Genomic DNA, 12401 nt, shown 5'->3' on the forward strand with positions numbered 1-12401 from the left:
ACATACGACTCTGACAAGGGGGTTATTCAATGACGATGCATCCACACAAGGAAAATACATGGATTCCCGATCGAACTTTTCCGATTAACGTATTTTTCGTAAACGGCATCTATTTGCACTGGCATGATCATATGGAATGGGTGTATGTAAAGACAGGAAAAGTGAAGCTCCAGATCGATGGTGATTTTGATGTTCTGGAGCAAGGGGATCTTGCTTTTGTTAACTCGAAGCAGCTCCATCGAGCTGAACAGCTGGCACCGGATACACAGCTTGTATGCATCGTCTTCAATGAAGCTCTCGTCAGAGGCAATGGACTCGATATTACCGAGCATCACTACTTTCTCCCCTACCTCCATCTCAAGCAGCAGTGGCCCAGAATTGTAAGAAGCCGGGAAGCCTGCATGCAGACGATCAGCTTGTCCTTCTTGAGACTGGTAGAGGAGTTCGAGAAGAAGCAGCCGGGATATGAGCTTATGGTTAAGAGTGAGCTGCTCCATATCTTTGGACAGTATTTCCGCCATGCACAGCAGGTAGCCGAGGTTCGAACCTACCGTCAGCCGGACACGCACAATCTCTCCCGTCTCCTCGAAATGCTGCGAGAGCGTTATCAGGAGGATATTTCTGTTATGGAAGCGGCTCGGCTTGTGAGCTTAAGCCCCAATTATTTTTGCAGTGTGTTCAAAAAAGTGACGGGAAAGACACTGAAGGAGTACATCCATACGCTTCGTACCCAGGAAGCAGAGCAATTGCTGCTTACAACAAGCTATAGTATTAGTGAGATCGCCGAGGCTGTCGGCTTCTCGAATTTAACTTACTTTGGGAGGGTCTTCAAAAAAATAAAGAACATCCCTCCATCGGATGTCCGCAAAATGAGATCCATACCTCAATGACATGGATAGCCCGTACTACCATTCCTCCTCCATTCGAAAAGTGACGACCAAGTCATCGCTGCCCGTCAATGAGCTGACAACTAAGGTAAGGATTGTACCCGAATTCAGTGCATACGTGAGATCCTGTGCTGCAAAATAAACCGTCGTATTCGCATACGCGCCCGACAAGCCTGCCGAGGTTCCCTGTGTCAGCACTCTTCCGCCAGTGATGGTCGTGGCGGTTGTGTTCACTTGAAGTACGGTATCGTTCGTCGGTATGCTCGTTGTTGATGTAGGGAAATTGACAAAAGTCCCGTCAATCGTCCCCCCCTCGACCAGCATGTAGCGGACTGGCTGCTTGGACAGAATGTCGAAGCTCTGCGGATAGACCGCTGCGGCAACACCTGCCGGCAAGGCAAAGGAAGGAATCCGCTGAAAGCTGATGGCCGGGAAGTACGCATCTGTTACCGAGAAATCAGAGTGAATCTCTGATGTGATTCGGCTTATATTAAGCTCCCGCAGAGAGAGGGGATTATAGAGGCCGTCCGGACTTATTCCGTATATGGCAACTTCCATACCCTGCAGTGAGCATCTAACATCAAATTGAAAGAAATCGTAGGTCACTAGGTACGTTCTGTTTACAATCTCGCCTGGGTTGATGAGGAAGAGATCTTCTGCAAATAGTCCCTGAATTCCCGTACTGTTCACTGCCCCCGTCAAGTAGCAGGTTCCCGCTGAATCGGCATTGTTAATGATCTTGATGAGTGCTTGGCTATAAGGCCGGACACCTTGTACTACTTGATTTAATACGTTCATTGTTGATACCACAGGCATTACAAGCCCTCCTTATTGCCACGTATTCTATATACTATATGTAGGTTTCCATAAAAAGTGTGGGGTGTGCTATAGTTACATTAGTCCATGGAATTCGATTGTTTTTTCCTATAGAACTATATAGAATGAACTAAATATCTTTAATTGATAATGATACTCATTATTGATGATGACATAGGAGTATATAACGTGTACACAAAACCCTCTGAACCTCCGAAAAAACCCAAAATTCAGGCACGCCCTGTCAGAGCATTGCTGACGATTGTCATCGGCCTGGCTGCCATCATTCTATTCATTGGGGTATCTATTGCTGTCGGAGCAGCTGATATTCATTTGCAAACTGTCATTGATGCGATCTTCAGATATGATCCCGATTCTACTCAGCACAACATTATTCATGAGCTGCGCATTCCCAGATCCTTGGCAGATGTGCTTATCGGCGCTGCCTTCGCTGTATCGGGAGCCGTCATGCAAGGAATGACACGCAATCCACTCGCGGACTCCGGTATTCTTGGCATCAATGCCGGAGCTACGTTTATGATTGCTCTGTCGCTCGCTTTCTTTCCCGGCATGTCGTATGGAGGAACGATCCTCTTCTCCTTTGTTGGAGCGGCTATGGCGACCGGTCTGATCTATGGGACAAGCTATCTCGGCAAGGCCAAAATCACTCCTGTACGTCTCGTGCTGGCAGGTGCTGCGATTACCTCGCTATTAACGGCACTCAGTCAAGGAATTGCGATCCACTTTAGATTAAGTCAGGACCTTGCTTACTGGGTCGCAGGAGGGGTCGCAGGCATCAAGATGTCGCAGCTCATCGGTGTGCTTCCTTGGATTGTCGGGGCGCTCATCTGTGCGATGCTGATCTCCAGATCCATCACCCTAATTAGTCTAGGGGACGACATCGCCTCCGGGCTTGGTCAAAAAACAGGCATCGTCAAGCTGTTCGGTGGAATAATTGTGCTCATTCTGGCCGGAGCTGCCGTATCTGTTGCCGGGCCGATCGGCTTCGTCGGTCTGGTTGTGCCTCATATGGTACGTTATATTGTAGGCGTGGATTACCGCTATATCATTCCTTGCTCGGCTGTCCTTGGCGGACTGCTCATGCTCCTGGCGGATATGGGTGCAAGGACCATCAATCCTCCTTATGAAACACCTATCAGTGCTCTGTTCGCCCTCGTCGGCGTTCCCTTCTTCTTATACATCGCTCGCAAAACAGGGAGGGGACTATAAATGACCCAAGAATCACTTAGACAGCAAATCCAGTCAAGTAAGCATAAGAAAAGAACGAAGCAGTGGATCGTACTCAGCAGCTTCTCGCTGCTCATCATCATATTTACGCTGATCAGCATAAATACCGGATTTTCAAAATTGACCCCGGCTGAGGTTCTAAATACACTGCTGGGGAACGGGACGGCTAGGCAGAATCTCATTCTATTTGAGTTCCGTATGCCGCGGATCATTATTTCGATGCTAGTCGGCGCCGGTCTTGCCGTATCCGGATGTATATTGCAGGGTGTATCCCGCAATGCGCTCGCGGATCCGGGCATTCTCGGCATTACTACTGGTGCGGGCTTCGTTGTTGTAATCTATATATCCTTCTATTCCAGCAACTCCGATGCCCCTGCCTTCCTGCTTCCCATCCTTGCACTCATCGGAGGACTCTCAATAGCAGCGATCATCTATGCTCTCTCTTACAGCAAAAAAGACGGCCTCAATCCTAATCGTATGGTCCTTAACGGTATTGCCATTACCGCAGCAGTAAACGGGCTCATGATTGTGCTGATGCTCCGGCTGAATCCGGAGAAGTATGATATGATCGCGAGCTGGCTTGCGGGGAGCATCTGGGGCTCGACCTGGAATCAAGTCATTGTCCTTGTGCCTTGGGTCCTCTTGCTCATCATCATTGCCTTCGCGCGCTCCAGAATGATGGATGCCCTGACGATGGATGAGCATGTGGCGATGTCTCTTGGTGTTGGACTGAACAAGGAAAGACTGTTTCTTATCCTGATCGCTGTAGGACTTGCCGCATCCTGTGTAGCCTTTACCGGGGGTATCGGCTTTGTCGGGCTGATTGCACCGCATCTCGCCCGCAGGCTTGTTGGTCCGAGCCATAACATGCTCCTGCCAGCTTCGGCACTTGGCGGGGCACTTCTCCTGCTGGTGGCCGATACACTTGGGCGCTCCATCCTCCAGCCTTCCGAGATCCATGCAGGGATCATGGTAGCCATAATTGGAGCTCCTTATTTCTTATATTTACTGTCACGTTCGAGAATGTAAGCTCGCTCTATAGGCAAGCTCCAAACATGACATTGCGATTGGATAAATCCCTGACATTTAAAGTGAAGAAGGTGTGCGGGAAGAGAGCGCGAATGTATTTAGATATCGTTTGATAAATGGAGGAGGAGCTTAGATGTCCACTGATGCGGTATCACACAGTACGTCCAGTACTCTCTCGGGGGAGCTGGAGGAGCAGATTATTACATGGAGAAGACATTTGCACCAGCACCCGGAGCTGTCTTTCGAAGAATTCGCCACCTCACAGTTCATATTTGATACACTCAGCCAATTTCCGGGTCTTGAACTGAGCAGACCCACGCCTACCAGCGTCATGGCCAGATTAACGGGGCCTTATCCGGGCAAAGTGCTGGCACTGCGCGCTGATATGGATGCCCTGCCGATTACGGAGGAGAATGATATCCCCTTTGCTTCGATTCATGAAGGTGTAATGCACGCATGCGGACATGACGGACATACCGCCATGCTGCTCGGGGTCGCCAAGATCCTCGCGGAGCGCAAGGATTCCCTGCATGGCGAGATCCGGTTTCTGTTTCAGCATGCGGAGGAGCTGCTGCCTGGGGGAGCCCAGGAGATGGTCAAGGCCGGCGTGATGGAAGGTGTAGACTACGTCGTTGGCAGCCATCTGGATGCAGGTCTCCCTACCGGTCAGATTGGCATCATTTATGGCCCGGCCATGGCTTCGCCGGATAGTTTCCGTCTTACGATCACTGGCAAGGGCGGGCATGCTGCCTATCCTCATATGACGGTCGATCCGATTGCCGTCGGAGCACAGGTTGTGACCAATCTACAGCATATCGCATCCCGCAACATAGACCCGATCGATCATTTAGTCGTCTCCGTCACCAAGTTTATTAGCGGTACCGCCTATAATGTCATTCCCGGCTCTGCTGAACTGGCTGGCACAGTTCGCAGCTTCACTCCCGAAGTGCGCCGTGAGGTTCCCGAGCTGATGCATCGCATACTGCGCGGAATTACTGAAGCTCATAATGCCGAGTATGAACTCGACTATGAATACGGCTACCATCCTGTCGTGAATGAGACGGAGGTCACTCAAGTCGTGCACACAGCAGCTGAAGAGCTGTTCGGTAAAGATCGTATCGCTATGATTCGACCTGCGATGGGTGGAGAAGATTTCTCGGCATATCAGCAGGAAGCCCCTGGTGTATTCTTCAGAGTAGGCTCTCGTAATGAAGAGCAGGGCATCGTCTATCCTCACCACCATGCACGCTTTAATATAGACGATGAAGCACTGGCCTATGGAGTTCAAGTCTTTGTCAGAACAGCAGAGAAGCTGCTGAAATGGACTTGATATGATCAGATAACCTCTCTGCATGGAACCATCGAATTGAAGCACCTTAAGCTCTATCCATATATTTATGAAATGAAGAATAGCCGCTTCGATCAGCGGCTATTCTTCATATTGCTTCAAGCTTTGCATCAGTAATAATCGAACATGTTCTTTGAGTACATCCGGCTCAAGCACCTTCACTTCGGGACCATAGGACAACAATCGCCGCGCAGTATAGGCGAGCTCCGATTCCGGAATCCTCCCTCTCCAGATCCCTTCGTGCAAGTCCGCAAAGATAGGATCATTCTCAGCCAGCCGCTCTCCAATATTCGTAAAGACGACCACCGCAGCATGTCCTTGAGGCTGCTCCACTCTATGAAGCCACTCCTTCAAAGAAGGGAGCGTTTCATTACTCTCTTCCAGCATCTTGGCAGCATCCATCCGATCTACCCTGTACAGCAGCGTTCTCCCGTCGTCCTTCTGTGCCGGCATATACCAGAAGCCATGCTCGTAGTACAGGCCCAGCGGGAACGCGTCATGAACCTTCATGCCTGATTTTCCTGCGTAAGTAAACTGCAGCTTTCTTCGATCTATCGCTGCATTCAGTACCACCGTCGTGTATGGAGCCGGTCTTGCCTTGACGGACGAGATAAACATAATATGCTCTTTTGTGCGGTCAATTCGATCCTGAACCTCAAGGGGAAGGTCATTCGCATAATATTCTGACAATGCCTCCCTGATACCGCCGTAAGGCATATCCTGAATCTTTTCCAGCCATTCCATCATCAAGTAGATTCCATATGCTTCCTGTAAACGAAGCTGAAGAGGTGGTAAAATACCATTTTGCAAGACCTGATACCCGCCATGGGCTCCAACCTCGGTATATACAGGCATTCCTAACTCCTGCAAGGCAGTCAGATCCCGCTGTATTGTACGAATGGACACCTCAAACCGCTGTGCAAGCTCACGGGCCGTATATTTCTTGCGAGAATTCAATAGTCTCATGATGGCAAGTCTTCTGCGATTCATCAGCATACCTCCACCTTTGTTGATTTTCAGAAGATAACAGGCCTTGAAGGAGACCCAGTTTCATGCTCTCAAACCGTATTATTGATGATAATAAACGGATTGTGGATGACATGGACTTTTTTTATCCTATTTTAGCTTTTGTGTATTACAGTTACAAAGCAGTCAAGTAATTCATACATCCGTATTGTTTTGTCCTGACGGAGGCAATCTATATTTACTGCCATATGAAATGGGATGGATTGCTTTGTCAACTTTTACTACACATGGGTATCAATAAACGGAAGGGAAACCTTACCCGTTTACATAGGAGACAAACCGTCGTTAGCTGAATTTACACTTGGCATTGCAGGAAGTGCACAGCCCTTTTTACTTCGTTCATGATAATTTGGCAGGCAGATGCTTAATATTACCTCCTGCAAAGTTTTTGACAGGTAAAAACATCTAACGGTATGATTAGCAGAAGCACAGGAGGTTATTTCATGTCAGACATCACGAAAAAGGACATTGTCGACAGTGTCCCGCAGAAAGGTTTTTTTGGACATCCTAAAGGGTTGTTCACCTTATTCTTTACAGAGTTCTGGGAACGCTTTTCCTATTATGGAATGAGAGCGATCCTTCTCTACTATATGTACGATACGGTGACAAACGGTGGACTCGGCATTGCCGAATCTACGGCATTGTCCATCATGTCGATCTACGGTTCACTCGTATACATGTCCGGAATCATCGGCGGCTGGTTAGCCGACCGGGTATTTGGTACGTCCAAGGCCGTCTTCTATGGTGGTATACTTATCATGTTCGGTCATATCTTGCTTGCGATTCCAGGCAGTGTGGCCACATTCTTTGGCTCCATGGTACTGATCGTACTCGGTACCGGATTATTGAAGCCCAACGTGTCGAGTGTCGTCGGCGATATTTATGCGACGGAAGACGACCGCCGCGATGCCGGTTTCAGTATCTTTTATATGGGGATTAACCTGGGGGGCTTCCTTGCTCCGCTGATCGTAGGTACGCTGGGTGAGTACAACTATCACCTTGGTTTTGGTGTCGCAGCTGTAGGTATGTTCCTGGGTCTTGTTGTATTTATGCTGACCAAGAAGAAGAACCTCGGTCTTGCGGGTACAGTGGTAGCTAACCCAATTCCACCTGAGAAGAAGAAAAAGCTGTACACTTCGATCGTAATCGGAATCATTGTCGTTGCTGTTATCGCTGTGGCAGGTGCCCAGACCGGCTTACTTACGTTTGACTCCTTTATTTTCATCGTCGGGATTCTCGGTATTCTAATTCCGGCCGCTTACTTTATTGTCATGTACAACAGTCCGAAAACAAGCAAGGTGGAGCGCTCGCGTATACTCGCGTACATCCCGCTCTTTATCGCCTCTGTTATGTTCTGGGCTATTCAGGAGCAAGGTTCAACGATTCTCGCTTCTTATGCAGATAACCGGACTCAGCTGGAATTCGCAGGCATCACGATTGCACCAGCCTGGTTCCAATCCGCGAATCCGCTGTTTATCATTATCCTGGCACCAGTATTTGCCTGGCTGTGGGTTAAGCTTGGAGACCGTCAGCCGTCCATTCCGCAAAAGTTCTCGCTTGGGCTTCTGTTCGCAGGGCTATCGTTCCTTGTCATCCTGCTGCCAGCCTACTTCGGCGGAAGCGATACACTGGTTAATCCGCTGTGGCTCGTACTCAGCTACTTCATCGTCGTGCTCGGTGAGCTGTGTCTGTCACCGGTCGGTCTGTCCGCGACAACGAAGCTTGCGCCTGCAGCCTTCTCGGCTCAAACGATGAGTCTGTGGTTCTTGACGAATGCGGCTGCTCAGGCGATTAATGCTCAGGTCGTTAAGCTGTACTCACCTGAATCTGAAATGGCATACTTCGGTATCATCGGGGCGATCTCCATCGTACTCGCGATTATTCTGTTCGCTATTTCTCCGATCATCCAGCGTGCCATGAAGGGTATTAGATAACGATGATTTAGGAAAGAGCTGTTTACAGTCCATAATGGACCGTAAACAGCTCTTTTTTTGTACAAACCGATGCAGACTAAATTTTACATTGCGATTACATTGTTTTAAGGATGCATTAAGCTTGCTGCCCTATAATAATATGATATTTAGCAATTTCGCTCTGTTTAAGGGAAGGCTACGGTGGGTTATATTAATCATCATATCCCATAAGGATGCGAATACGCTAAGAAATAAAGAGGTGTTTATATATGCTTAGAAAACTGATCGACAAGGTTCTTCACTCCACTTCGCACAGTCAGGGACGCAAACGATACAGCAGCTCAGACCGGAAATACCGTAAACGTTCTTCAAGCTCTCATCGTTATTCACGCAGAGGCTCCTCGTCCGATTACAAGCACAGACACAACCGTAACGGCTCCTCATACTACAAGAGCAGAAAATATAGTTCAAGCTAGGCCGTGCCTAATTAGATACGAAATGCCGAAGGAAAGGGAGGAATCCCTTTCCTTTTTTTGTCCCGTGTCAAAAAAAGGATGAGCCAGGCTGGCTCATCCTTACCATTGATATATTAAGATAGTACCTTCTCCCGGCTGCCGTCCACGTCCTTCTTGATCTGCTTGCTTCGCAGCTGTCCGCAGGCCGCATCAATATCCGTTCCGTGCTCCAGCCGCACACTTACGCTGATATTTTGCTTCTTGAGCGTATCATAGAAGGAAGTAATGGAGTCCTTCTCGCTACGCTGATACTGGCTATGCTCATCTACAGGGTTGTATGGGATGAGGTTGACGATCGCGAGGCTCCGTCTATGCTTCAGCAGCTCTGCGAGCTCTAATGCATGCTCCGGCTGGTCATTTACATCCTTCAGCAAAATATACTCCACCGTAATCCGGCGATTGGTCTTATCCCAGTAATACTCAAGCGCGTCCATCAGCTTCTCGATCGGGATGGCCTTGTTAATCTTCATAATACGTGTTCTTAGATCATTGTTCGGTGCATGCAGCGATACCGCAAGGTTAACGTTCAGGTCCGAATCCGCGAACTCCTTGATCTTGCCGGCCAGTCCGCTGGTTGAGACGGTGATGTGGCGTCCTCCGATCGCAAGCCCTTTGTGATCCTTCACGACACGAATGAAATCAGACATGTTCTTATAATTATCAAACGGTTCTCCGATCCCCATAACGACGATGTGACTCACTCTCTCACCCGTACCCATCGAATCGAGATGCAGCTGCACCTTCATGATCTGCTCGACAATCTCTCCGCTGCTCAGATCCCTGCTCTTCTTGAGCAATCCGCTCGCACAGAAGCTGCAGCCAATGTTACAGCCAACCTGCGTTGTCACGCAGACGGACAAGCCAAATTTGTGGCGCATAAGCACGGTTTCAATCAAGTTGCCATCGGACAAGCGGAACAGAAATTTTATCGTCCCGTCGATGGACTCCTGACGCGTATGCTCAGTCAGCGTTTGAATAGAGAAGTGTTCCGACAGCAGCTGAAGACAGTCCTTATTGACTTCTTCCATTTGGTCAAATTCTGTAACCCGTCTTCTGTACAGCCATTCCCATACATGGGTGGCCCGGGATTTCTTGTGGCCCTTCTCTTCGAGCCAGGCTCCCATTTGATCAAGTGTTAATCCATAGATGGATGGTTTAATCATGAATCTTTTGCCCTCTTTTCACATACCAGGATTGTGCGTCATTCTGTATGAAACGAGCAGAATCCTCATACTTCAATATATTTAAACAATCAATAAAACGATGAATTTGAAAATGTCGTATAGACAACGATCAGCATAGTGACGAACAACCGGGATTTGACCTCTATAATCATGCGGTAATCCGTCTATTATTGTCCCAAACTTTTCACGTTTAAACAAGGCTTAATCCATGGAACTTGAAAAAGACGGCCCCCTATAAGATGAGGAACCGCCTTAACTGGAAATTTTTAAAAATCAATATGATCTGGATCTGGACCTACCCGGTCATTTTGATTCAATTGATCTATTCTAGCCATCTCTTCATCCGATAGGGTGAAGTCAAATACTGTGGCGTTCTCTATAATCCGATGCTCCTTTGTGGATTTGGGAATCGTGATAATTCCATGCTGGAGATCCCAGCGCAAGATGACTTGGGCCACTGAACGGCCATGACGCTCTGCGATGTCTTGCAGCACCGGCTGATCCAGCAGCTGCCCTTGCATGAGCGGGGACCAGGCTTCAATCTGAATATGATGCTTGGCCGCATAATCGCGCAGCTCGGTTTGGCTCAAATAAGGATGAAGCTCAATTTGGTTAACGACCGGCGTGATTTCTGCATCCGCCAGCAGATCCTCCAGGTGATGGATTTGGAAGTTGCTCACTCCAATCGCTCTCACTCTTCCATCCTTGTACAGCGTTTCAAGCGCTCTCCACGCTTCTTTATACTTGCCTGGCACCGGCCAATGCACAAGATACAGATCCAGATACTCCAATCCCAGCTTGTTGAGACTTGCCTCATAGGCAGCCAGCGTCTCCTCATATCCCAGATCAGCGTTCCACACCTTCGAAGTGATGAACAGCTCCTCTCTTGAGAGTCCGTTCTCCTGCAGAGCTTCACGAATGGCCTGTCCAACGCCGGCCTCATTCTGATATACGCTCGCTGTATCGATGCTGCGGTAGCCGTGAGCTATTGCATTTTTCACAGCTTGAACGAGCTCCTCGCCCTCCTCCACTTTAAATACGCCAAGACCAAACCATGGCATGTTCACTCCGTTATTCAGCTTAACCGTGTCTTGTAAATGCATTGCTGTAATCATTTGTACATTCCTCCATTATTGTTAATCGATCAGGCTGCCGGACTCGTGTGAACCGGTACCTGTTTTCTTTCCAGTATTAAGCTCCATATGGTGAGCAGTACTGCCCCCAGAACCATCAGCGATCCAACCCAAGGGGTATGAATCAATCCGATGGAATCGTTGACCACGCCGCCGAGATAAGCTCCGATCGCAATTCCCGCATTAAAGGCTGCGATGTTCAGTGAGGAAGCTACATCCTTGGCCTCCGGTACATACCGCTCTGCCAGAATAACCACATAGACTTGCAATCCGGGAACGTTCATAAAGGCAAACAATCCCATCATAAAAATGGTGATGAGCCCTACAATCTTAAACGGTGCTGTAAAAGCAAGCATGAGCAGCACTACAGCTTGTAGAATAAACATAACGAGCAGCGACTTGAGCGGGTTTCGATCTGCCGCTTTGCCGCCAATGATATTACCAACGGCAATGGCGATTCCGTATAGCAGCAGGATGGCCGCTACCGTATTTTCTGAAAATCCGGTTATATCATGCAGCAACGGGGATAAATAAGTGTAAACAACAAACGTTCCTCCGTATCCGAGTGCCGTTATAGCTAGAATTAACAATAGTCTTCCGTTCGTAAGCAGCCTGCCCTGATCCCGAAAGCGCACGGTCTTGCCTTTTTGCAGCTCAGATGGAACGAGGATGGCATTCGCGATGAATGCGAGAATACCGATAATGATGATCGTGACAAAAGCCGCTCTCCAGCCGATCTGGCCTCCGATAAATGTACCCAGCGGCACACCCGTTACGGTCGCTACCGTAAGACCTGTGAACATGGCGGATATGGCACTTGCCCGCTTATCTTCCGTGACGAGATCTGCCGCGATCGTTGAGCCTACCGACATGAAGACCCCATGTGTAAATGCAGACAGAACACGGGCAGTCAGCAGAACTGCGATGCCGTCCGCCATGGCGGCTACACTGTTCGCAATAATAAATAGAATCATAATGGATAATAGCAAGGCTTTGCGCGGCACACGGGCCGTAAGTGACGTCAGAATCGGTGCCCCGAAGGTGACTCCAAGCGCATACAGTGTCACCGTCAGCCCTGCGGTGGTAACGGATATATTCAGGTCATCAGCAATCATGGGCAGCAACCCTACACTAATAAACTCGGTTGTTCCAATGGCAAAGGCACTGATCGCCAGGGCTAACAGCGCCAAAGTGCTTCGTTTTTTTTCGAATGACATGGACTTTTCGCTCCTGTATGATAGAATCGCCGGCCGGCAAAAGCTATTATGATCCATATGAGTTATAATGAACAGTACGTACTTT

11 protein-coding genes are annotated in these 12401 nt (G+C 48.7%); 6 read left to right on the forward strand and 5 right to left on the reverse strand.

Annotated features, from left to right (window positions below):
* The first annotated feature begins 29 nt into the window (after positions 1-29).
* A complete protein-coding gene (locus tag ACFSVM_RS23915; RefSeq protein ID WP_379264993.1) occupies positions 30-890 on the forward strand; it encodes an AraC family transcriptional regulator in 861 nt (286 codons plus the stop codon).
* Positions 891-905: 15 nt separating this feature from the next.
* Here ACFSVM_RS23915 and ACFSVM_RS23920 read toward each other — a convergent pair whose 3' ends face one another.
* Positions 906-1703: a hypothetical protein gene (locus ACFSVM_RS23920; RefSeq protein ID WP_076314273.1), complete on the reverse strand. Its 798-nt coding sequence runs from the start codon at positions 1701-1703 to the stop codon at positions 906-908.
* A 189-nt stretch (positions 1704-1892) separates the two neighbouring features.
* Between ACFSVM_RS23920 and ACFSVM_RS23925 the strand changes: the two genes are divergently transcribed.
* From ACFSVM_RS23925 to ACFSVM_RS23935, 3 genes are all read left to right on the forward strand, one after another.
* Positions 1893-2933 (forward strand): FecCD family ABC transporter permease, encoded by a 1041-nt coding sequence (locus ACFSVM_RS23925; RefSeq protein ID WP_076314272.1) that lies wholly within the window; start codon positions 1893-1895, stop codon positions 2931-2933.
* Positions 2934-3980 carry a FecCD family ABC transporter permease gene (locus tag ACFSVM_RS23930; RefSeq protein WP_090724917.1) on the forward strand — a complete coding sequence of 349 codons (1047 nt, stop codon included), beginning with the start codon at positions 2934-2936 and terminating at the stop codon, positions 3978-3980.
* Between the two features lie 133 nt (positions 3981-4113).
* Positions 4114-5310 carry a M20 family metallopeptidase gene (locus ACFSVM_RS23935; protein WP_379264996.1) on the forward strand — a complete coding sequence of 399 codons (1197 nt, stop codon included), beginning with the start codon at positions 4114-4116 and terminating at the stop codon, positions 5308-5310.
* Between the two features lie 99 nt (positions 5311-5409).
* Here ACFSVM_RS23935 and ACFSVM_RS23940 read toward each other — a convergent pair whose 3' ends face one another.
* Complete coding sequence (locus ACFSVM_RS23940; protein ID WP_076314269.1) at positions 5410-6318, reverse strand: helix-turn-helix transcriptional regulator; 909 nt, start codon at positions 6316-6318, stop codon at positions 5410-5412.
* A 479-nt stretch (positions 6319-6797) separates the two neighbouring features.
* Between ACFSVM_RS23940 and ACFSVM_RS23945 the strand changes: the two genes are divergently transcribed.
* Complete coding sequence (locus ACFSVM_RS23945) at positions 6798-8288, forward strand: peptide MFS transporter (protein WP_090724922.1); 1491 nt, start codon at positions 6798-6800, stop codon at positions 8286-8288.
* A 248-nt stretch (positions 8289-8536) separates the two neighbouring features.
* The gene (locus ACFSVM_RS23950) at positions 8537-8743 is read left to right on the forward strand and encodes a hypothetical protein (protein ID WP_076314267.1); all 207 of its coding nucleotides are present in this window, start codon (positions 8537-8539) and stop codon (positions 8741-8743) included.
* A 113-nt stretch (positions 8744-8856) separates the two neighbouring features.
* On the opposite strand, the gene rlmN is transcribed toward ACFSVM_RS23950, so the two are convergent.
* The 3 genes from rlmN to ACFSVM_RS23965 form a co-directional block, all read right to left on the reverse strand.
* Positions 8857-9945, reverse strand: coding sequence for a 23S rRNA (adenine(2503)-C(2))-methyltransferase RlmN (gene rlmN, locus ACFSVM_RS23955; RefSeq protein ID WP_379265000.1), 1089 nt, complete (start codon positions 9943-9945; stop codon positions 8857-8859).
* Positions 9946-10232: 287 nt separating this feature from the next.
* Entirely contained in the window at positions 10233-11081 is an 849-nt protein-coding gene (locus ACFSVM_RS23960; RefSeq protein ID WP_379265002.1) for an aldo/keto reductase, read from the reverse strand.
* 29 nt (positions 11082-11110) lie between these two features.
* Complete coding sequence (locus tag ACFSVM_RS23965) at positions 11111-12316, reverse strand: MFS transporter (protein WP_379265004.1); 1206 nt, start codon at positions 12314-12316, stop codon at positions 11111-11113.
* Positions 12317-12401: the final 85 nt, after the last annotated feature.

Origin of the sequence: Paenibacillus shunpengii, assembly GCF_042684905.1 — a bacterium.
GTDB lineage: Bacteria > Bacillota > Bacilli > Paenibacillales > Paenibacillaceae > Paenibacillus > Paenibacillus shunpengii.